The organism is Candidatus Eisenbacteria bacterium (genome assembly GCA_005893275.1).
Lineage (GTDB): Bacteria > Eisenbacteria > RBG-16-71-46 > SZUA-252 > SZUA-252 > WS-7.
On the sequence record VBOW01000026.1, the window covers coordinates 22,815 to 43,450 of the forward strand.

Here is a 20,636-nt window from a genome sequence, read left to right on the forward strand (position 1 = left end):
GAAGGGAATCAGCGCAACGGGCTTCGATAACTGCCCATCGAAGATACCACCGACCGGGCTTCCGCTCAAGCCCGGTATTCTCCCGGAACTCGGCCCGGCGATAACTTGTTTCAGCGCAGGGGCCAGCGCGGCGCGGGACGCCGCCGGGATCAGCGGTACTTGAGGAAGAGAGCCTGGACCTCCTTTTTCTCTTCGGACGAGGTGTTGCTGTGTCCCGTGGTGGTCGTCTTCCTGCCCTTGTCCTCGGTAGTCTCCCGATAGTTCGTATTCTCCCCCGACTTGTAGCGGTCGAGCCCCAGCAACACGACCGCGTCGGCGCCTTTGGATTGCGCCTTCTCGAGGACCTTCGCCTGCAGCTTTTCCGCGCTCACGAGATCGTTGGCCGTGGCGACGACTTTCCCCATCACCTCGTACTCATGGGTCACGTCCTTCTCGGCAAAGAAGAGATCGACGTGGTTGGTGGGCGCATACGATCGCCCGATGTAATCGACGTGCGCGCACGCGGCGATCATCAGCAGAAACGGAATCGCGACAGCCGTTCTCATCGTGGTTTCTCCGTTGTGGTTTGCCCCGATCCGGGGCGCGTGGATCGGCAGCGGCAGTCTAGCGGCCCAGGGCGACCTTTTCCACCCGCTTTCATCGCCCCCGGGGCGGAGCCGCCCCGCGGCGGCCGCGCCGAGCGTTGGAATCGCCGAGCGAGGAGCCCGACAGGAGGTCCGCCAGCACGCGCCGGACATCCTCCAGCGTGTACGGCTTTTGCAGGAAAGCAAATCCCTCCTCTTCGAACTCGCCTCCGGCAAGCGAGTCCTTTGTGTATCCGGAGACCAGAAGCACCTTCAAGTCCGATTTCATGCTTACGAGGCGCCGCGCCAGATCCACCCCGTTCATGCCCGGCATGACGATGTCGGTCACGACCGCGCGGAACGCCCGCTCGTGCTCGTCGAATATCCGGAGCGCTTCTTCGCCGTTGCTCGATTCCAAGACCTCGTACCCCAGGAAGTGGAGCATATCGCGCGCGAGGGCGCGCACCGCGTCCTCGTCCTCGACGAGAAGAATGGCCCCACGCCCCTTCGCGGGCGGCTCGGATTCGGCCGTCGCGGCGCGGGCGCCTGAGGCGCCGGATTCGCCGCTCCGGGGCAGGAGAACCCGAAACGTGCTGCCCCGGCCGAGCCCGCTCTCGACGAGAACGTCACCGCCGGCCTGGCGCACGATGCCGTATACGACGCTCAGGCCAAGGCCGGCGCCCTTTCCCTGATCCTTCGTGGTGAAGAAAGGCTCGAAGAGATGCGAAAGCACCTCCGAGCCCATGCCGGTTCCTTGATCCGAGACTGCGAGCATGACGTAGGGTCCCGGAAGCAGGCTCGCGGCCTGCTTCGGATCCTCGAGAGAGACCTGGAACTCGGCCGCCTCGATGATGAGATCGCCCCCCCGAGGCATTGCGTCCCGCGCGTTCACCGACAGGTTCGCGATGACCTGCTCAATCTGGCCCCGGTCCGCACGGACGCACAGCGACCGCCCGTCCGTCTTGGTGAGGAGGCGGACGTCCGCGCCTATCAGCCGGTGGAGCATGGGCTCCATGCCCCTCACCACCTCTCCCACGTCGAGAATCTCGGGCGTCACCACGTCCCGCCGGCTGAACGCGAGGAGCTGCCGCGTGAGGAGGGCGCCGCGAGCGCCCGCCTTCTGGATCTCCTGGGCACTCCTACGCAGCGGATCGTCGGGAGCCATCCGCGTGAGCATCACTTCGCTGTGACCCTTGATGACGGTAAGGAGGTTGTTGAAATCGTGCGCCACCCCCCCGGCGAGCTGCCCGACCGCCTCCAACTTCTGCGCGTGACGGAGCTGCGCTTCGAGAGTCTTCCGCTCGGTGATATCGGTCGCGACGCCCAGCAGGCCGACGACCCGGCCCTCGCTGTCGCGCACCGGCACGTAGTGGCTCTCGAAGGAGACGTCCCCTAGGTCCACGCTCGACGTGAACTCCTCGCCGGCCAAGCAGCGCTCGACGCTTGCGATCACGTCCGGATAGTCCCCGTACAGGTCGTAGACGGATTTCCCGATCGACTCTCCCTCCAGCCGCCCGAGCCGCTCGAGCCCCCTGCCCTCGGACAAGGTAAGAATGCCGTCGCGGTCCATCGCGAAGAGCACGATGGGGGAACCCGCGACGACCATCCGCAGGCGCTCCTGGACGCTCCGGAGCGTGTGTTCCGCCTCCTTCCGTTCTGTGATGTCGCGCAGGAAGCCGGTGAACACGGGGGGGCCTTCCGAGGAAATTCGCGCGATCGCGAGCTCGACCGGGAACTCCGAGCCGTCGGCGCGCATGCCGGTGATCTCGATTCGGCGGCCGATCACACTCGCCTCGCCCGTGGCCAGGTGGCGCGCCATGCCGCGCCGATGTGCTTCTCGAAGCGACGGCGGGATGATGAGCTCCACCATGTCCCGGCCCAGAACGTCCTCCCGTTTCCGCCCGAAGATGCGCTCCGCGGCGGGATTGAACTCGAGGATCCGCCCCGCGTGATCCATCGAGATGATCGCATCGAGCGCCGCCTCGATCATGGCGCCCTGCCGGGCTTCGCTCTCCCCGAGCGCCCGTTCCGCCAGGCGACTCACGGTGACGTCGACCATCTCGACGAGGTCGACGCTCTTTCCCTCCATCTCGACGCGTGTCGAGGACACGCGCGCGATCCGCTCCTTGCCTTCCCGCGTGAGAACGCAGCATTCGATCCGACTGGGCGCCTCGTGCCCCGCGGCCGCCTCGTAGAAGCCCCGGAGGCGCTCCCAGTCATCGGGGGAGTGCAACGATCGGAGCGAGAGCTTCGCCAGCTCTTGCGGTGAATGCCCCAGCATGCGCTGCGTCGCCGGATTGGCGAGAAGGATTTGGTGGGTCTCGGGATCGACCATGAGGATCGCCTCGGCGTTCGCCTCGAAGAGGGCGCTGTAGCGAACCTCGGATTGGCGCAACGTCTCCAGGCCGGTCAGGTCCTGAACGAGGACCATGGCCTCGTGGGGTTTCCCGTCGAGCCCCTTGATGGGAAGCGCGGTCAGGTACAGGACGCCGGATGCGCCCTGGATCGTCATCCTCAGCTCCTGGTGAGTCACCTCGTTCCTCTCCAAGGCGTGCCGGATCGGGCAGTCGCAGGAGTCCGCGCCCGGCGCTCCTCGACCGAGCCGCGAGCACACCTCGCGGCACGGCCTGTCGATCCAGCTCGATCCTTCCCCGCCGGGCGGAAGGAGGACGGCCATCGCCCGGTTGTTCCAGCGAATGGTCCGTGCCTCGTCGGTCACGAAGACGAACGTGTCGGTTTGGTTGACGACGGCCGCGAACTTCTGACGCTCGCGGTCCAAGACGCGGAGATGATCGTCGAGTGTCTTGAACCAGCGCTTGTCCCGCTCCGCTTGGAGGCGGAGCTTCGAGACCTCGCTTCGGCTGATCGCGGTCGACGCCACCATTTCGACCACGGCGACGATCCAGGGGACGGTCTTCGGATCGCGCGCAACCTCGGCGGAGGACCAGGCGAGCGCCGCCGCGCCGAGCGGCCCCGACTCGGTCGAGAGGAAGAGCGTCCTGGTCGCGTGCCCACCCGGCTTCGCGCAGTCCGAAGCCGTCAGATGGGGTCCGCCCCGCCGGATTGCTTCGAGCGCTTCGACCTTGAGGCGCGGGCGCAGGGAGGCTTTGATCTCGGGATCGTTGGGCGCCCAGTGCTCGCGCAAAGGCGCATCGCCGTCGGCGAGGAAGATCACGGCGGCGTCGGCGCCTGTCCCGCGGCGAAGCAGCTCAAGAGCCTCCCCGATCGAGCCGTCGAGCGAGCTTGCCTGGAGGATGCGCGGGATCGCCTGGAGGAGGTGGTCCAGGTCTCGCTGCTCGAGCGGATCGTGGGTCATCGGCGGCCGGGCTAGGGAGCGCGCCCGAGGCGCTCGCGGGAATGGTAGAGCGAGGCGAGCCAGTCCGCGACCCGTTGCACCTGCATCACGGCACCCTCATCGAAGGCGGCGACCTGATGGCTGTCGATGTCGATCTGGGCGTAGATCTTCTCGCCGCTCCGGATGAGGATCACGAGCTCGGATCTCGTCTCCGTGCTGCACGCCAGGTAGTTGCTCACGAGGCGCACGTCGGGGACGTTGATGTTTCGCCGCTCGGCCACGGCCGTGCCGCACACGCCGCGTCCCACGCCGATGAATACGTGATCGGTGGGCGCCCCGACGAACGGTCCGAGTCTGAGAACGTTGTCAGGGAATAGCTCGTAAATGCCGGTCCAGTGAAACCGTTCGTCCAGGTCGTGCAGGCCGCGGACGGCCGCGTGAAGAAGGTCCTCGAACGGGACCCCCAACCGATGGCGCGCTTCGAGATCGGCGATGACTCGGTCTGCGTTGTTCATTCGCTCTGCGCCCCATGGTTCCACGCCGGTGGTCCGACCCGCGGGCTTGGCCGTGCGGACCCGCATCGGGATAGATCGGCGGAGGAGGCGGCTTCTTGATGCCGGGGTGGGTCGGGGGTTCCGCGAATCGTGGGAAGGGAGCTGCCTCCAGGTCGTTGAGGACAATGCCGTTACGGTCTTCTCCCCCCCAGCTCCGGGCGCTCCTGGCCGATCGGCAGTAAGTCCTAGGCGGGGCGCGCGGCCGCGGCGCCCCGCGCCACAGCCTCAAGCAGGGTCTCCTCGTCGCGGACGGGGGAGGGCCCGAGAAGCCCAGCAAGGCGGAGCACACGCTCGAGCCGTATGAAATCGGGCCCGGGAATTCGCGCGCGGGCGAGCAGGCGATCATCCCGCAGCAGGAGAGCCGTCGGGCCCTGGACGTTCGCCGACCCCGATCCATCTTCCCCGCGAAGGAGCACGACGACGCGGCTCGCGACCGCGGCGACGAAGCCGAGATCATGGCTCGCGAGGAGGACAGTCCGCCCGCGCTCGCGGAGGCCGTCGATGACCTGGGCCAGCGCGCGCCTTCCTTCCGGGTCGAGCCCCGCGGTTGGCTCGTCGAGGAGCAAAATCTGAGGAGGCTCGACGATCACGCCGGCCAGCGCCGCGCGGCGCTTCTCTCCCTCGCTCAGCGAAACCGGGAATCGGTCCGCGAACCTCTCGGGATCCAGCCCGACCTCGACCATCGCCCTCCGCGCGCTTCTCGCGCGTTCCTCCGCCGGGATCCCCTCGACCCAGAGCAGCGCGGCCACGTCCTCGAGGACCGTCCGTCCGAAGAGCTGCCGCTCGGGGTACTCGAGCGCGAGCGCGACCGGCCGCACGCGCGGGATCGCCGGCCTCTCGCGGTGGATCGTGCCCTCCGTCGGATCGACGATGCCGGCAGCAAGCTTGAGCACGGTGGTCTTGCCGGTTCCGCTCCGGCCGATGAGCGCGACGACCTCGCCGCGCCCGACTTCGAGATCCAGCCCCGACACGACGGGTGCGCCGCGCCTCCCGCCGGGCGACCACGCCACGCCGCGCATCGTGAGCGCGGCCGGGCCACGGGGGGCGGGGATCGGGTCCGGCTCCGGCAGGGGCCCCGCCGATGCGGCGTGGGTCTCGCCGGCCCTTCCGGCGTCGCCCAACACGCGCTCCACCTGCTCCGCGTCCGCGGACAAGGGCCCCGACCAGCGCCCTTCGATCGCGAGGAGCGCCGAGACCCGGAGCGCGAGCGGGAAAGGAACGCCGGTGCTCTCGATCACGGCGCGCGGCGTGAGCTGGGAGGCGGGTTTGAGCGCGCGCGCCTCGAGGACGTAGAGGGTCTCTCCGGGAAAGGGCGGGTCGGCCTCCTGGTGGGTACGGATGACCGCGCGACCGCACGCGATCGCCTCACCGACGATCCTCCCTTCCAGCTCGCGTCGCGAGCCCGGGTCCAGGTGCGCGAGGGACTGATCGAGCAGCAGGCAGCGCGGCGCCGCGGCGAGCGCCGCGGCGAGGAGGGTTCGGGCCTTCTCCCCGGCGCTCAAGCTCTGGGGCGGGCGCCCCGCAAGGGACGACAGGCCGAAGTCCCGGAGCGCCGAGGCGGTCCGATCTCGAACGTCGCGCGGGGTGATCCCGAGCGATTCGAGGCCGAACGCGATCTCGGCCTCGACGGTGTCCGAAAGGAATTGAGGATCGGGCTCTTCGAAGATCGCCGCGACGTCGGGCCAGAGCGAGCGACCTTCCGGACCGACGCGCACCTCCTCCCCGCCGAGGAGAAACCGGCCCGTGGTCGGCGGAGCGAGCCCCGCGAGAATCCGGATGAGGGCGGTCTTGCCGGAGCCGTTTTTTCCGAGGAGCAGGTGGCTCGACCCGGGAGGAGCCGCGAGGTCCACCGGTCCCACGAGGAATGCGGCGCCGCCGCCGGGAGGAGGGGGCGCCGCGTATGCGACGCCTTCCAGCCGGATCACGGACCGGCTCCGGCGCCTTCGACGTCCCGACTCCGGCTCCTGCGCCGGATCACATCGTGGTCCGCGCGCTCTCGTGGAGGAAGGAGCGGACCTCGTCCATGACTTCGACCAGGGGACGCCCCGCCGCCTGCGCGAGACGCTTCAGGTCCTCGTATTCCGGAACTCGCCGTTCCTCGCCCGAAGGGAGGACGGCCGTCTTCACGCGGATTCGCCCCAGCGGCGTCTCGACCTCCGCGATCGTGCGCGTGAGCTCCACCCGCCCTTCGTGACGCACGCGCACGCCGATCGTCGTTGATTCCGCGAAGAGCCGCTCGATCACGGCATGGGCGGACGAGGGCTCGCAGATCGCCGTGACGAGGACGCCCGGGCGCCCCTTCTTCATCTGCACCGGGGTGAGAAAGACCTCTCGCGCCCCGCTCTGGAAAAGACTCTCCGTGAGGTGGCCGTAGAGCTGCGGGTTCATGTCGTCGATCGTCGTCTCCAGCACCTCGACCGCCCCCTCCGCCTCCGGCGTCAGCGGATCGCCGAGCAGGGCCCGCACGATGTTCGGGCGTTCGGCGAGATCGCGCGAGCCCGCGGCGATGCCCGTTCGACGCGGCCGGATCCCGACGGGCTCGCCGATCGTCTCGCAGAGGGTCCGGAGGAGCGCCGCGCCGGTGGGCGTGGTCAGCTCGGCTTCGATCTCGGTCATCCGGACGGCCACGCCCTCGAGAAGGCGCATCGTCGCCGGCGCGGGGACCGGGAGCGTTCCGTGGGCCGCCTGGACGAAGCCCCTCCCTTGGGGAATCACCGAGGCGTGGCATCGATCGACCCGGAGGATTTCGAGCGCCCATGCGGTGCCCACGATGTCGACGATGGCATCAAGCGCGCCCACCTCGTGGAAATGGACCTTTTCCAGGGTTGTCGCGTGCACTTCGGCTTCGCAGCGCCCCAGGAGCTCGAAGGCGCCCAGCGCCCGGCGAAGCACGCGCGGCGGCAGAGCGCCCCCTTCCAGCATGCGGCGGATTTCCGTGAAGTGCCGGTGGGACCGGCTTTCCTCGACCTCCACGTGGAGCTGAAGGGCGTCGAACCCGTGACGCTTCACGGTGGTCGAGCGGAGCTCGATTCCTTCGAGAGGGAGCGAGCGCAGCTTGCGCTCGATCTCGGGAAGCGGCGCGCCGAGCGCCACCAACGAGCCCAGGATCATGTCCCCGCTCGCGCCGCCGACGCAGTCGAAGTAGACGATGCTCACGCCGATCTCCCCGCGCGGGACCTGAGCGCGATCACGCCGGCGGCGTAGCCCGCTCCGAACCCGTTGTCGATGTTCACGACCGTGACCCCGGCGGCGCAGGAGCTGAGCATCGCGAGGAGCGCCGCCAGACCCCCGAACGAGGCCCCGTAGCCGGCGCTCGTGGGCACGGCGATCACCGGTCGGTCGGTGATGCCGCCGACCACGCTTGCGAGCGCGCCCTCCATGCCGGCCACGACTACCACCGCGGAGGCCCGCCTGAGCGCCGGGACGTGCTTCAAGAGGCGGTGGATCCCGGCCACCCCCGCATCGTACACCCGGCCCACCGGCAGGCCCATGAATTCAAGGGTGACCGCGGCTTCCTCGGCGACCGGCAGGTCGGATGTCCCCGCGCTCACGACGAGCACACGAGCTGCGCGCCGCCGGGCCCCGCGACGACGACGCCCCGGGTTCTGAACGACCACCGTCCGTGCCGCTTCGTTCCAGGTCGCGGCGCGGCCGAACTCGCCGACCATCGCCCGGGCCTGCTCCGCGCTCGCGCGTGTCGCGAGCAGCCGGCCGCTCTTCGCAAAGATCGCGCGCGCGATCGCGAGGCACTGCGCCCTGGTCTTGCCCTGGCAGAGGATGACTTCGGGAAGCGCCTGGCGGATTCCTCGGTGGTGATCCACGGTTCCCGCGCCGATCGATTCGAACGGAAGGTGGGCGATCGCTTCGAGCGCCTGGCGCGTGGTGACGCGTCCCCGGCGTACGTCGAGGAGAAGCTTACGGAGCCGCGCAGGATCCATGCGCGTCTGCGTCCCCGCCGCTCCACTCCGCCGTGCCCGAAGGCCCGGGCTCGGGGGCGCTTGCCTCGGGGGCGCTCTCGAGCTTCTCCAGATACCGGGTGAGCAGCGTCTCCACCTCGGCCGGGGTCGTGCTGTGGTTTACCTCCCGGCAGATCGAGGAGTTGTCGTAGAGCCCACGCACATACCATGCGACGTGCTTTCGCATGAGGACGGCGGCGTAATCCCCCTTCTTCGAAGCGAGGTCGTGGAGGTGGGCGATCGCGGTCAGGATCCGTTCGCGCGGGGTGGCGTCCGGACCGGGATCTCCACCGTTCAGAAGCCTCTGGGCGCGCGCGAAGAGCCACGGATTCCCGAATGAGCCCCGTCCGACCATGACCCCGTCGCATCCGGTGTCCCGAATCATGCGGAGCGCGTCCTCGGGAGTCTTCACGTCGCCGTTTCCGATCACGGGGAGGGTCGTGTTCCGCTTCACCTCCGCGATGACCTCCCAGTGCGCCTGGCCGGTGAATTTTTCGGAGCGGGCGCGCGCGTGCACGGTGACCCACTTCACCCCGGAGCGCTCGAGCGCCTTCGCGACATCCGGGGCGTTGGTCGAATTCCGGTCCCAGCCGATTCGGATTTTCGCGGTGACGGGAAGCGAGACGGCGTTTACGACCGCGGTCGTGACGCGCTCCAAACGGTCCAAGTCCGTGAGCATCGCGGCGCCGGCATCTCGGGCGATGACCTTGCGGACGGGACAGCCGTAGTTGAGGTCGAGCGTGTCGAAGCCCAGCCCTTCGCACATCCGGGCGGCCTCGGCCATCACCTGGGGATCCGCTCCGCAGAGCTGGGCGCCGATCGGGCGCTCCTCGGGGCGGTATTCGAGCAGCTCGAAGGTCTTGGGATTCCGCCGGACGAGACCGTCCGACGAGGTCATCTCGCAGAAGACCATGGCGGCGCCGTGCCGGCGCGCGATTTGCCGGAACGGCGAGTCGGTTACCCCGCAGAGCGGCGAGAGGAGAACGTGGCCCGGGACCTGGACCGATCCGGCACGCATCGCTCCTAGCGAACCGACTTGGAATTCAAGGGAGAGGTCTGCGTCGTCATCTTGCCCTTGTTCAGCTCCGACGCGAGCGCCAGGAGCTTGGGCAGGGTCGGCGCCTTGTCGAAGAGCGCCGCGGCCGCCTTGACCTGCTCGTCGTCTTCGAGCGCGATGCGGTAGGCCTCTTCCTCGCCGCCGAAGCGCCGGCCCAGCTCGCGCCGGATGCCGCCGTCGACCCACCGCTTGGCCGCGGCGAGCGAGTCCGGACTGGCCTCCACCTTCTCGTCCTTCATGATCTGCAGGAACTCGTCACGGATCCCGGAATTGAGCGCGTAGTCGGCCGGGGGTTCCTTGTGTCTCGCGGCGTACCGGACCGCGTACTTGAAGAAGACCTGCTTCGCCTCCAAGTCCTCGATCACGCGCGGGAGCTTCACGTCGACCAGCTCGACGTCGGGGTTGATGCCGCCGCCCCCGTACACGACGCGTCCCATTTCGGTGCGGTACTCGGGCTTGGCCTTCTTCGCGTCGGTCGCGTCGGTCTTGTCGGTCTTGTCGCCGTCGTCGGTGTCCTCGTCGTCCGCCAGCGCCCCATCCTTGAGCTGCTCGTCCTTCTGGATGCAGCGGCCGCTCGGGGTGTAGTACTTCGCCGTGGTGAGCTTGAGCTTCGGCCCCTTGACGCTCCGCGTGAGAGGGATCACGGTCTGAACCAGACCCTTGCCGAACGTGGTCCTTCCGACGACGAGGCCCAGATCCAAGTCTTGCAGCGCGCCCGAGACGATCTCGGAAGCGGAGGCCGTCCATTGATTCACGAGGATCACAATCGGGTACTGATTATGCGTCTGATCGGCGGTCGAGACGAAGTCGCGGTTTTGGGATGAGTCGCGCCCGCGCGTGTAGACGATCTTCTTCCCGCGCGGCGTGAACTCCTCGGCCACCTCCACGGCCTGGGACAGGAGGCCGCCGGGGTTGTAGCGCAGGTCGATGATCACACCCCGCGGGTGCAGCTTCTCGAGCTTGTCGAAGGCGGCGTCCATCTCCTGCCGGCTCCGCTCCGAGAAGTTCGAGAGCCGGACGTAGCCGACCCCGTTCGAGAGCATGCCCGAGTAGGGAACGCTCTTGATCTGGATGATGTCGCGCACGATGTCGAAGTCGAGCGCCTTGTCTCGGCCTTCGCGGAGGATGGTCAGCTTGACATGCGTTCCCTTTTCGCCGCGCATTTTCTTCATCGCATCGTCGAGCGAAAGGCCCTCGGTGGACACATCATCGATCTTCGAAATGCGGTCGCCGCCCAGGATGCCCGCCTTCCACGCCGGCGTCCCTTCGATCGGAGCGATCACGGTCACCCAGCGGTCGCGCATGCCGATTGAGATACCGATTCCGCCAAAGGCGCCGTGGGTGGTGGTCTCGAGGCGCTCGGCCTCCTCCTTGTCGAGGTACTGCGAATAGGGATCCAGCGTTCGGAGCATCCCCCGGATCGCAGCGTCCATCAGCTTGTCGCTGCTCACGGGTTCGACGTAATTGTCCCGGACCTTCGTCAGAACCTGGATGAAGCGCTCGATATTCGAATAGGTGTTGTCGTTCGATTCCTGGACTCGAGCGACCGCCCACGTGCCCGCGATCAGAGCGACGACGAGGACGCATACCGCGATGATTTGCCTTCGATTCATGGACGGTTCACCTCTGTACGTTGGGAGTCCGGCCGCTCAAGATCCGGTGCACATCCTCCTCGATTTGACGCGCGAGAGTCTCTTCCGGAGACGTACCCCGCAGTACCACAATCCGTTCCGGCTCACGCCGCGCGATCTCCAAATAACGCGCGCGGACGGCTTCGAAGAACGCCCGGCTTTCCGATTCGATCCGGTCCGGCGGCACGCCCGTACGCTGCTTCGCCCTCGCGAGCCCGACCTCGATCGGGACGTCGATCAAGTAGGTCCGGGCCGGCTTGAGCCCGCCCGTCGCCCACTCGTTGAGCGATGTCAAGAAGGCTTCCGGAATCGTCCGACCGCCCCCCTGGTAAGCCAGCGTCGCATCGGTGAACCGATCGCAGACAACGACTTCGCCGCGGCCGAGGGCGGGCCGAATGGTCCGCGCCACGTGCTGGGCCCTCGCCGCCAGGAACAGGAGCAGCTCCGCACCGGGGGCGAGAGGCTCCTCCCCTGCCCGCAAGATCAGGTCACGGACCCGTTCCGCAAGAGGGGAGCCGCCGGGCTCACGGGTTAAGCATACAGGAATTCCCGCTTCGACGAGCGAATCGCGTAGCCGGGAAGCCTGGGTGGTCTTGCCGGACCCCTCGATCCCCTCCAGGGTGATCAAGAGCCCCGTCACGGTGTCGCCGCCCGGATTAGACGCTCTTTCGAGCGGCGCGCTTGAGACCGCTTCGAGGCGCCGCCACCTGCCGCCGCCGCTCCGCTACCGCGGCCTTGGGGGCCGGCCTTCTCTTCTGGCCGTACTTCTCGATGAACTCCTCGACCATGCGGCGGGCCTGATCGTCGGGGTACTGGACCGGCGGGGACTTCTTGAAATACGCAGAGGGCCCGATGAGCGCCCCCGAAAGCCCGTTGTCGAGCGCGAGCTTCGCGCATCGGACCGCGTCGATGATGACGCCGGCCGAGTTCGGCGAATCCCAGACCTCGAGCTTCAGCTCGACGTTGAGCGGAACATCGCCGAATGTGCGCCCCTCGAGCCGGATATAGGCCCACTTGCGGTCGTCCAGCCATTCGACGTAATCGCTCGGCCCGATGTGTACGTTCTTCTCTCCCAGATCGTAGTCGAGCATCGACGTGACCGCGTTCGTCTTCGAGATCTTCTTCGATTCGAGGCGCGAGCGTTCGAGCATGTTCAAGAAATCGGTGTTCCCGCCGACGTTGAGCTGGCTCGTGCGCTCGAGGCGAACGCCGCGCTCCCGGAACAGACGCGCGAGCACGCGGTGCACGATCGTCGCCCCGACCTGCGACTTGATGTCGTCGCCGATCACGGGGAGTTTCTTCTGCTCGAATCTCCGCTGCCAGTACTTTTCCCGCGCGATGAAGACCGGTATGGCGTTCACGAAACCACAGCCCGCGTCCAGGACCTGCTCGACGTACCACTTCGTGGCCTCTTCGCTGCCCACCGGAAGGTAGTTGATGACGACGTCGGTTTTCGTATCGCGCAGGAGGCGGACGATGTCCGCGGTCGATCCGGGCGCCTTGTGGATGATCTTGGAGAGGTATTGCCCGAGCCCGTCGTGCGTCATGCCGCGCGCCACGGGCACGCCGAGTCGCGGCACGTCGGAGAATTTGTACGTGTTGTTGGGCCAGGTGAAGACGGCCTCGGAAAGGTCCTTCCCGACTTTGTTCCGATCGATGTCGATCGCGGCGCTGAACTCGATGTCGCGAACGTGATAGCCGCCCAGGTTCACGTGCATGAGCCCCGGAATGAAGTCGCTGTCCCGGGCGTTCCGGTAGTAATGGACGCCCTGGACGAACGATGATGCGCAGTTTCCGACGCCGATGATGCCGACGCGAATCTTCCCCATTGGAATCCTTCCTCCGTCTACGGATGAGCTCGAAAATGGCGGTCGCAGGCGCGGGTCCCGGCACCCCGATGGGGGCGCGCCCGGGCGTTACGCGGAGTTCGCTTGAGTCAGCTTCCGCACATGATACACACGCTGAAGGACCGTGACGAGAGTCAAAATGAAGATCACTCCCAGCACCCCGGGCATGAAGCGATGCCCCAGGAGCGCTCCCGCGCCCAGTGTCAGCGCACGCTCGGGACGTTCCATGATGCCCACCCGGCACTCCAGCCCGAGCCCCTCCGCGCGCGCCCGGGTGTAGGAGACGAGGAACGAGAGAATCAGGGTCGCGAGCGCCAGAATGCCCAGGGTCGCGCCGTCCGCGTCCCCCCACTGGGCGCTCCCCTCGAACATGCCGCGCATCCACAGGGTCGAGCTCTGGCTCCGGGTGAAATAAAAATACGCGAGGCCGACGTAGAGCGCGCCCTCGCTCAGCCGGTCGAGCGTGGAATCGAGGAAGGCTCCGAACGCGTTCACGATTCCGCGCTCGCGGGCCACGTCGCCGTCGAGGATGTCGCAGAGCCCGGCCAGCGGAAGAAGCAGCCCCGCCGCGAGGAAGGAGCCCCGGCCCAGGAAGAGCGCGGCGAGGAGCGACAGACAGACCCCCGCGAGGGTCAAATGGTCGGGCTTGACGCCCCGCGCGGCGAGATAGCGGGCCATGGGCCGGAACATTCCCCGCGCCTGCTCTTTCCAGTTCCGGTTCACGCCTCCTCCTCCCCCTCGTCTTCCGGGCCGTCGGCTTCGCGCGGCGAGGTGGAGTCTTTCCGCGGCGCGCCGCCCACGACCACGACGAATTCCCCGCGGGGCGGCTCCGACTCCGCCCACTCGAGGAGGGACCGAAGCGTCCCGCGCCGCGTCTCCTCGAACTTCTTCGTCAGCTCGCGCGAGACCGATGCGGGCCGCTCCCCGAGGAACTCCGAGAGATCGCGCAGGCATTCTCGCAGCCTGTGCGGCGACTCAAAGAAGATGAGGGTCCGCGGGTCCTCGCGCAACTCCTCGATGCGGGCGCGGCGGCGCGACGATCGGCGTGGGAGGAACCCCTCGAACGAAAACCGGTCCGTCGGAAGCCCCGATACCTCGAGCGCGCACAGGGCGCTCGAGGGGCCCGGGATCGGAACCAGGCGAATCTCGGCGGCCACCGCAGCGCGGACCAGCGTGAACGCGGGATCGGAGATCCCCGGCGAGCCCGCGTCCGAAACGATCGCGACCGAGAGGCCGGATTTGAGCTTCTCGACCAGCTCGGGCGTGCGGCGCTCCTTGTTGTGGTCGTGGTAGGACACGAGCGGCCTCCGGATGGCGAAGCGCGAGAGGAGCCCCTGCGTGTGCCGCGTGTCCTCGGCCGCGACGAGATCGACGGCGCCCAGGATCCGGCGGGCCCGCGGCGAGAGGTCCTCCACGTTTCCGATGGGGGTGCCGACCAGGTAGAGCGTCCCGGGTTGGGGCTCGGACGCTTCGCTCATCGGGCGAGCACCGAGCGGGCCGCATCCCGAACCGCCGCGATCGCGCGATCGATGGCGGCGTCGTCCACGTCGAGGTGGGTCACCGCGCGGAACCGCCCCGGTCCGCCGAAGGGAGCGATGAGGACCCCGGCGGACGCGACCTCCCGGACGAACTCCTGGATTCTTTCGGGACGTGAAGCCGCTCGCGCGATCACGATGTTCGTCTCGATCTCGCCGGGGTCGATCGTGAGCCCCTCCATCTCGGCGAAGGACTCGGCGAGCCTCCTAGCCCTCGCATGATCGGAGGCGAGCCGCGCGAGGTGGTGCCGGAGCGCGTGGATCGCTCCCGCCGCGATGATTCCCGCCTGGCGCATCGCGCCCCCGAGCATCTTCCGCGCGCCGCGCGCCTCCTGAATGAAGGCCTTCGTGCCGGCGATCGCGGAGCCCACGGGGGCTCCCAGCCCCTTCGAGTAGCACACCATCACGCTATCCGCGCAGGCGGCGTAGCTCGCGGGGGCGATTCCCGTCGCGGCGCTCGCGTTCCACAGCCGCGCCCCGTCCAGATGGACCGGCAGGGATCGCGCCCGCGCCGCGAGAGCGACCGCCTCGAGCCTCTCCAAGGGGTAGATCGCGCCCGACCCCCAGTTGTGGGTGTTTTCGACTTCCACGAGCCCGAGCCGGGACGCGCCGGGCTCTCCGTTCGCGCACGCCGCGGTGACCTCCTCGGGGTCGAGCCGGCCGCGGTCTCCATCGCGCAGGAGAAACGTGCGCCCGAGCATCTCCGTCACCGCTCTCGCTTCGACCTGGACGATGTGGCTGTACCGATCGAGAAGAATCGAGTCTCCGGCACGGGTGTGCACCGCCACCGCGATCTCGTTCCCCATGCAGCCGCTCGGCACGAGGAGCGCGGCTTCCTTGCCGAGAATCGCCGCGGTCTCCTCCTCGAGGAGGGTTACCGTGGGGTCCTCGCCGAACACGTCGTCCCCCACCTCCGCCTCCGCCATCGCGCGCCGCATGGCGGGGGTCGGGCGGGTAACCGTGTCGCTGCGCAAATCGATGTAAGTTGTTGTCAGATCGTCCCCGTTTCCTTGAATCGCGGCCCCGGTGCTGATAGTCTCAACTTGGGTGGTTTGCCGAAACTTTCCCGAGTTGGAGCAGTATAGGGGAGCGGGGGAGCCGCCTCAAAACCGAGAGAGACGAGGAGGAGATCGATGTTCTTGCCGTTCTGGGATCCGACGATGATCTTGTTGATCCCGGCTATCATCTTGGCCGCGTACGCGCAAGCCAAGGTCCAGTCGACGTACGCCAAATTCAGCGAGGTGCCGTCGGCCAGCAATCGCACCGGCCGCGAGATCGCCCAAGCCATTCTCGCCGCGAACGGAATCTCCGGCGTCGCGGTCGAGCCGGGCCAGGGTGTCCTCTCGGACCATTACGACCCGATCCACAAGGCCGTCCGGCTCTCTCCGCATAACTACGCCGAGTCCTCGATCGCCGCCATCAGCGTCGCCGCGCACGAGTGCGGGCACGTGATCCAGCACGCTCATGGCTACGTTCCCCTTCAGATGCGGACCGCGATCTTCCCGCTGGCCAACATTGGAACGAACCTCGCGTGGCTCTTCATCATCGCTGGATTCATCTTCGCGAACAAGCTCGCCCTGTTCGGCGTCGGGCTGCTCGACATCGGCATCTTCCTCTTCTCCTTCGGCGTCCTCTTCCAGCTGATCACGCTGCCGGTCGAGTTCGACGCCAGCAGGCGGGCGCTCGTGCAGCTGAACCGTCTCGGCCTGATCGCGCCGGACGAGCAGCGGAGCGCGAAGAAGGTGCTCGACGCCGCGGCGCTGACGTACGTGGCCGCGGCCGCGGTCGCGATCCTCGAGCTTGTGCGGCTCCTCCTCATCCGCGAGCGCCGCTGAAGGACCAGCCTCCGGCGCGAGTCGGCGCCGGGAGCAAAAACGGGACGCCCCCTGTGGGGCGTCCCGTTTCGTTGAAGTCGCGCGGACGCTTCAGACCTGGGCGACTATGTCCTTCAGCTCCTTCGAGACCTTGAAAACCGGCACCCGTCGAGGGGGCACCGGGACCGACTCGCCGGTTCTCGGATTTCTCGCCAGGCGGGACTTTCGGTCCTTCACCTTGAAGGTCCCGAAGCCTCGAATCTCGATGTGCTTGCCAGCCGCCAGGGCCCGGGAGACCGCTTCCAGGAACTGATCGACGGTGTCGGCCACATCCTTCTTCGTCAGCCCGGTCCGCTCCGCAATCTCGTCGACTATCTCTGCCTTGGTCATCAGCCCCTCCTGAAGAGGTAGTCCTCTCGGCCTGAGCCGGGCGGATGTTGGATCTGCCGCGCGGGATCGCCAGCGCGCGTCGCGGAGCGCCTAAGGCGGAGTTGGCATTGAACATAAGCGCCTCGCGGTACGCGATTGGGGAATATAGGGCGCTGGCGAAAGCTGTCAAGGCTTTTTCCCGCTGGAAGTTCCGCGACAACCGCGAATTCTGCACCGCCGCCCGGTGCAGGCTGCGTCCGGGGGCGCGGGCTTCGCAAAGTGCACAGTAGAGTGCGGGGTGCAAAGCAATAATCTATTTAGGCATAACAACTTATCTACTGAGGGCGTCGAGGCGGAATGTACCCCGCGTGGCACGTCGATTGCGATGTCCTACCGACAGGAAAAGATTCGGGAGCTGCACGAGCGAAGGTCCATGATCCTGCGTCGCCGGCCTGCCACCACCTTACGCTCGGTTCGCGGCTCCCGATTTCTATTTCCGATGCGGCAGCCGCTATAATCCCGTCTCCCAGAACATGGCCATCCCTCCGGTTCCAAATCACGCTCCGGTCGCGCACTTCGATCGCATCCGGCGGCGCGTGCTTCTCTTTTTCATCGATGGCATCGGGGTGGGCACGGACGATCCCGCGCGAAACCCTCTCGCGACCGGCGAGTTTCCCACCCTCCGGCTCACGGAGTCGCTTCGGCCCGATGCCCGGGTCGGGCCGCCGCGAATCGCCTGGGGCCTCGACGCTGCCATGGGGGTGCCCGGTTTACCACAGAGCGCGACGGGGCAGACCTCGATCCTCACCGGGATCAACGCTCCGAAGGCGATGGGGCACCACGTATCCGGCTTTCCGGGGCCCACGCTGCGGCGGATCATCATGGAGCACTCGCTCCTGAAACAGGTGCGCGAGCGCGGCCTGAGCGCCACCTTCCTGAACGCGTTCCGTCCCGAGTACTTCGAGATGCCCTACGCCCACCGTCGCCTCTCCGCGACCTCGCTCGCCACGCTCGCCTCGGGCGCTCGGTTTCGCTCCTGGGAGGATCTCCTCGAGGGACGCGCGGTGACGCACGACCTCACCCACTGGAGGATGCGCGAGCGAGGGTACGAGCTGCCGGAGAGGACCCCGGAGGAGGCGGGCGCGATCATCGCGGAGGAGGCGATGCAGAACGACTTCTCCCTCTTCGAATACTTCGAGACGGACCGTGCCGGCCACGCCCAGGACCGCCCGCGCGCGATGCGGTGCCTGGCCGACCTGGACCGGGCGCTCCAGACGGTGTTGAGCCGCGTCGATCTCGATCGGCTATGCGTGCTGATCGTGAGCGATCACGGAAATCTCGAGGATGGCGCCCTGAGCACCCACACCGCGAACCCGGCGATCTTCGCGATGTGGGGGCCGCCTGGGGACCCGGCTTCCACACCGCCGCGGCGGCTCACCGATCTCGCCCCCCTGGCGCTCCGGGCGCTGGGAATCGAGCCGGAGAGCCTTACTTCAGCCTCTTGATGATGTGCCAGCCGAACGGGCTCATTTTGGGATCATAGTCGGCGATCCCGATGTTCCCCGGGCTGATCGAGAAGCCCACGTTTCCGAACGCGGGCACCAAGCTTTCGCGCGGGTATTCCCCTTCCAGGGGCGGGACTCCGGTCCCGCTCATCCCGTAGATCCCCGGGGGGGAATCATCGGTATACCGGCCCGTGAGCTCGTCGAAATCCTCCCCCTTCCGCGCGCGCTCGAGGATCTGGTAGGCGAGCGCCTTGGCCTCCTCCTTCGTCCGAGTGATGTTCTTGCCCGGGACCGACCCGGAGAATCCGATGAGGATGTGCTGCACCTGCACGTGCAGCGGCAAGACTTCCGGCTTGACCGGCATGGTTCCCGCCTTCGCGCCCACTTCCACGGTCTTCTCCGTTTTCTTCCCGCCCGAGGCGGCTTTGGTCTTGTTTTTCCTCTTCTTCGGGCTCACGACCTCCTTGGCTCGGGCCCTCGCCTCCGACTTGGCGCCCGTCGAGTCCGAAGACCTAGCCTGGACGGAATCCGCGGAGGAGGCGGCCTGGGCCGAGTCGGCCGACGGGGTCGCAAACGAAGTCTGGGGAAGGGTGAGTAGGGCAGCGAGCGCGATTACGGGAAACAGCTGTCGAGATGGCATGCCGGGCTCCGGGCCTAGAACAAGAACACGGCGCTTGAGAGGACCGTTGTCCAGCCTTTTGCCGAGATGACGGCCGATTGGGTGACGTTGAACGTGCGGATGATCTCGCCGGAGATCTTGAACACCTGCTCCTTTTCGTCCCAGTTCGCGCTCTCGTCGAATTCCACGCCGAGTGTCGACGCGAGCATCGAGGCGGCCATGTCCTCGGCGAACTCGCCGGCATACTCGTCCGTCTGTCCGTACGCGTGGTGCTCGCTCAGATAGCCGTACGTGCTCTTGTCGGCCGGGATGGCGCAGCCGATCGAGGACGCGATGAGCCGGCGCATCTCGTTCGAGGCGAGCCGCGCCATGACGCAGAACGCGATGCTCCCGGGGGCGATGAGCTTCACGCCTTCGTCCTTCGGGATGATCTTGCACTTGGGAGGGAAGATGCTCGACACGTGGACGAGGTTGAGCTTTTCGATGCCGGCGTCCTTGAGCGCCAGCTCGAAGGAACGCAGCTCGTCGCGGTGGCTGCCGACCCCCTTCGTGAAGAACACCCGCGTGGGAACCAGGCTGAAACCGGCGTTCGTCCGGTCCGCCACCATGGTCGCTCCCTGCGGATCCATGGCCGCGTTCCCGGCAGGATTCGGATCGGTCGTTCGCTTCATCCTTGTCGGTCTCCTCTCTCCGTCTCGTGTCTTACCGGACCCGCGCGTGATCTGACGAGGAGTCGGGCCCCGCCTTATCGAGAAGGATCGTGACGACGCAGCGACGCGTCTCGAGGTTGGCCACGTTCGCGGGCAAGGCCAGAGCGACCAAGCGCTGGATTCTCTCGCGTTCTCCGGTGATGTCAACTGCCACTGTGTAGAGCGTGTCGATTTCCTGGACAAGCTTCGCCGGTCCCATCACCCGCACCGAATCGGGCACGACGGCCGGCTCGCTATGAAGGACGTACCCCTCCGCGGGGCGCCCCACCACGCGCACGCGGACGGGCAGGGTCCGCGTCGCCTTGAGCTCGATCGCGAGATCCACGCTGCGAGGATCGCGCACTTCGGTCACGGACACGATCCGGGCGAGCTCGGGCGGGATGGCCCGGCGCGAGATCTCGTCCGCCGTGATCGACGTCTGGAACACGCCCGGCTTCGCGCCGGCGAGGTCGATCGAAAGGAACGGCCGCGTGAGGCTCAATCGGATCAGATCCTTCCATTTGCCTCGGACCTTGACCGCGACGCGCGGAGGAAGCTCACCGACGCTCGTCAGCGTGTCCGCCAAGCCCACGACGGCGATTGGAATCTGGATGATGGCGTCGCGTTCCTGCTCGGTGACGACGTGGGCGTAGAGCAGGCAGGCGAGAAGAAGCGACGCAAGCTTGAGACCGAGGTTATCGAAGAGAATCGCGCGGACACCATTCCACATGCTGATCAGAAGCCGGAAGCTTCCGACGAACCAAGCTCGATCCAATATTTCGTGTCCTTAGGATCGGCCTCGTCCACCGTGTGCCCGCTCACGACCGAGAACCTCACGTTTCGGTTCGCCTCGTCATCCGGAAAGTAGATCCACCCGAGACCGCCCGAGACCGAGCGCCACTTGAGCTCGAACGTATTGAACAGGAGGGATCCTCCGTCGGCCACGGTCGCGAGCCCTTTGTCCCTCTGTCCCGGGAACACCCAGAGGAACGCCGGGTGCTCGACGTAAAAGAAGTAGCGGAGCGAATCCTTCCCGCCCGACATCTCTTCGATCGGAAGCACCGCGGCAAACTCCCCTCCCTTTCGCAGGAGAAGGACGTTTCCGGGCTCGAGGCGGAGCCTCAAGTCGTGCATGTTCCCGAGCATGGCCCGGTCCGATTCGGGCACTTCCTCCAAGAGCCGGACGAGGCGCACGTGAGCCC

Annotated in this window: 20 protein-coding genes; 2 read left to right on the forward strand and 18 right to left on the reverse strand. The window is 67.2% G+C overall.

The window, feature by feature from the left end; genetic code table 11:
* Positions 1–149: 149 nt before the first annotated feature.
* From E6K76_06050 to E6K76_06110, 13 genes are all read right to left on the reverse strand, one after another.
* Complete coding sequence (locus E6K76_06050) at positions 150–545, reverse strand: hypothetical protein (protein ID TMQ59036.1); 396 nt, start codon at positions 543–545, stop codon at positions 150–152.
* Positions 546–636: 91 nt separating this feature from the next.
* Entirely contained in the window at positions 637–3,879 is a 3,243-nt protein-coding gene (locus E6K76_06055; GenBank protein TMQ59037.1) for a PAS domain S-box protein, read from the reverse strand.
* Positions 3,880–3,890: 11 nt separating this feature from the next.
* Complete coding sequence (locus E6K76_06060) at positions 3,891–4,439, reverse strand: GAF domain-containing protein (protein TMQ59038.1); 549 nt, start codon at positions 4,437–4,439, stop codon at positions 3,891–3,893.
* Positions 4,440–4,597: 158 nt separating this feature from the next.
* Positions 4,598–6,337: an ATP-binding cassette domain-containing protein gene (locus E6K76_06065; protein TMQ59039.1), complete on the reverse strand. Its 1,740-nt coding sequence runs from the start codon at positions 6,335–6,337 to the stop codon at positions 4,598–4,600.
* A 49-nt stretch (positions 6,338–6,386) separates the two neighbouring features.
* Positions 6,387–7,568 (reverse strand): nickel pincer cofactor biosynthesis protein LarC, encoded by a 1,182-nt coding sequence (gene larC, locus E6K76_06070; protein ID TMQ59040.1) that lies wholly within the window; start codon positions 7,566–7,568, stop codon positions 6,387–6,389.
* Positions 7,565–8,350, reverse strand: coding sequence for a nickel pincer cofactor biosynthesis protein LarB (larB, locus tag E6K76_06075; GenBank protein ID TMQ59041.1), 786 nt, complete (start codon positions 8,348–8,350; stop codon positions 7,565–7,567). The genes larC and larB overlap by 4 nt, the downstream gene beginning before the upstream one ends.
* Entirely contained in the window at positions 8,328–9,386 is a 1,059-nt protein-coding gene (dusB, locus tag E6K76_06080; GenBank protein ID TMQ59042.1) for a tRNA dihydrouridine synthase DusB, read from the reverse strand. Before dusB ends, larB begins: the two co-directional genes overlap by 23 nt.
* Before the next feature lie 5 nt (positions 9,387–9,391).
* The gene (locus tag E6K76_06085) at positions 9,392–11,038 is read right to left on the reverse strand and encodes a S41 family peptidase (GenBank protein ID TMQ59043.1); all 1,647 of its coding nucleotides are present in this window, start codon (positions 11,036–11,038) and stop codon (positions 9,392–9,394) included.
* Between the two features lie 7 nt (positions 11,039–11,045).
* Positions 11,046–11,696, reverse strand: coding sequence for a dTMP kinase (locus E6K76_06090; protein ID TMQ59044.1), 651 nt, complete (start codon positions 11,694–11,696; stop codon positions 11,046–11,048).
* Positions 11,697–11,712: 16 nt separating this feature from the next.
* Complete coding sequence (locus E6K76_06095) at positions 11,713–12,885, reverse strand: inositol-3-phosphate synthase (protein TMQ59045.1); 1,173 nt, start codon at positions 12,883–12,885, stop codon at positions 11,713–11,715.
* Positions 12,886–12,972: 87 nt separating this feature from the next.
* Positions 12,973–13,626, reverse strand: a complete 654-nt coding sequence (locus E6K76_06100; protein TMQ59046.1) for a CDP-alcohol phosphatidyltransferase family protein — start codon at positions 13,624–13,626, stop codon at positions 12,973–12,975.
* Positions 13,623–14,381, reverse strand: a complete 759-nt coding sequence (rsmI, locus tag E6K76_06105) for a 16S rRNA (cytidine(1402)-2'-O)-methyltransferase (protein ID TMQ59047.1) — start codon at positions 14,379–14,381, stop codon at positions 13,623–13,625. Before rsmI ends, E6K76_06100 begins: the two co-directional genes overlap by 4 nt.
* A complete protein-coding gene (locus tag E6K76_06110; GenBank protein ID TMQ59048.1) occupies positions 14,378–15,376 on the reverse strand; it encodes an aminotransferase class I/II-fold pyridoxal phosphate-dependent enzyme in 999 nt (332 codons plus the stop codon). Before E6K76_06110 ends, rsmI begins: the two co-directional genes overlap by 4 nt.
* A 195-nt stretch (positions 15,377–15,571) precedes the next feature.
* Between E6K76_06110 and E6K76_06115 the strand changes: the two genes are divergently transcribed.
* Complete coding sequence (locus E6K76_06115; protein TMQ59049.1) at positions 15,572–16,273, forward strand: zinc metallopeptidase; 702 nt, start codon at positions 15,572–15,574, stop codon at positions 16,271–16,273.
* 90 nt (positions 16,274–16,363) lie between these two features.
* On the opposite strand, the gene E6K76_06120 is transcribed toward E6K76_06115, so the two are convergent.
* Positions 16,364–16,642 (reverse strand): integration host factor subunit beta, encoded by a 279-nt coding sequence (locus tag E6K76_06120; protein ID TMQ59050.1) that lies wholly within the window; start codon positions 16,640–16,642, stop codon positions 16,364–16,366.
* Positions 16,643–17,154: 512 nt separating this feature from the next.
* Between E6K76_06120 and E6K76_06125 the strand changes: the two genes are divergently transcribed.
* On the forward strand, positions 17,155–18,126 hold the full coding sequence (locus tag E6K76_06125) for a peptidase (protein TMQ59051.1): 972 nt from the start codon (positions 17,155–17,157) through the stop codon (positions 18,124–18,126).
* Here E6K76_06125 and E6K76_06130 read toward each other — a convergent pair.
* From E6K76_06130 to E6K76_06145, 4 genes are all read right to left on the reverse strand, one after another.
* Positions 18,110–18,766, reverse strand: a complete 657-nt coding sequence (locus tag E6K76_06130) for a hypothetical protein (GenBank protein TMQ59052.1) — start codon at positions 18,764–18,766, stop codon at positions 18,110–18,112. The genes E6K76_06125 and E6K76_06130 overlap by 17 nt on opposite strands.
* A 14-nt stretch (positions 18,767–18,780) precedes the next feature.
* On the reverse strand, positions 18,781–19,353 hold the full coding sequence (locus E6K76_06135; protein TMQ59064.1) for an arginine decarboxylase, pyruvoyl-dependent: 573 nt from the start codon (positions 19,351–19,353) through the stop codon (positions 18,781–18,783).
* Between the two features lie 94 nt (positions 19,354–19,447).
* Positions 19,448–20,209, reverse strand: a complete 762-nt coding sequence (locus tag E6K76_06140) for a YbbR-like domain-containing protein (GenBank protein TMQ59053.1) — start codon at positions 20,207–20,209, stop codon at positions 19,448–19,450.
* Positions 20,170–20,628, reverse strand: a complete 459-nt coding sequence (locus E6K76_06145) for a hypothetical protein (protein ID TMQ59054.1) — start codon at positions 20,626–20,628, stop codon at positions 20,170–20,172. Before E6K76_06145 ends, E6K76_06140 begins: the two co-directional genes overlap by 40 nt.
* Positions 20,629–20,636: the final 8 nt, after the last annotated feature.

Excerpts from the sequence above, each read along its gene's own strand:
- E6K76_06130 (TMQ59052.1), bottom strand. The coding sequence starts at position 18,766 with ATGCCATCTCGACAGCTGTTTCCCGTAATCGCGCTCGCTGCCCTACTC.
- E6K76_06120 (TMQ59050.1), bottom strand. The coding sequence starts at position 16,642 with ATGACCAAGGCAGAGATAGTCGACGAGATTGCGGAGCGGACCGGGCTG.
- rsmI (TMQ59047.1), bottom strand. The coding sequence starts at position 14,381 with ATGAGCGAAGCGTCCGAGCCCCAACCCGGGACGCTCTACCTGGTCGGC.
- E6K76_06050 (TMQ59036.1), bottom strand. The coding sequence starts at position 545 with ATGAGAACGGCTGTCGCGATTCCGTTTCTGCTGATGATCGCCGCGTGC.
- E6K76_06060 (TMQ59038.1), bottom strand. The coding sequence starts at position 4,439 with ATGCGGGTCCGCACGGCCAAGCCCGCGGGTCGGACCACCGGCGTGGAA.
- E6K76_06095 (TMQ59045.1), bottom strand. The coding sequence starts at position 12,885 with ATGGGGAAGATTCGCGTCGGCATCATCGGCGTCGGAAACTGCGCATCA.
- dusB (TMQ59042.1), bottom strand. The coding sequence starts at position 9,386 with ATGCGTGCCGGATCGGTCCAGGTCCCGGGCCACGTTCTCCTCTCGCCG.
- E6K76_06115 (TMQ59049.1), top strand. The coding sequence starts at position 15,572 with ATGTTCTTGCCGTTCTGGGATCCGACGATGATCTTGTTGATCCCGGCT.
- E6K76_06135 (TMQ59064.1), bottom strand. The coding sequence starts at position 19,353 with ATGGTGGCGGACCGGACGAACGCCGGTTTCAGCCTGGTTCCCACGCGG.
- E6K76_06125 (TMQ59051.1), top strand. The coding sequence starts at position 17,155 with ATGGCCATCCCTCCGGTTCCAAATCACGCTCCGGTCGCGCACTTCGAT.
- larB (TMQ59041.1), bottom strand. The coding sequence starts at position 8,350 with ATGGATCCTGCGCGGCTCCGTAAGCTTCTCCTCGACGTACGCCGGGGA.
- E6K76_06085 (TMQ59043.1), bottom strand. The coding sequence starts at position 11,038 with ATGAATCGAAGGCAAATCATCGCGGTATGCGTCCTCGTCGTCGCTCTG.
- E6K76_06110 (TMQ59048.1), bottom strand. The coding sequence starts at position 15,376 with ATGCGGCGCGCGATGGCGGAGGCGGAGGTGGGGGACGACGTGTTCGGC.
- E6K76_06055 (TMQ59037.1), bottom strand. The coding sequence starts at position 3,879 with ATGACCCACGATCCGCTCGAGCAGCGAGACCTGGACCACCTCCTCCAG.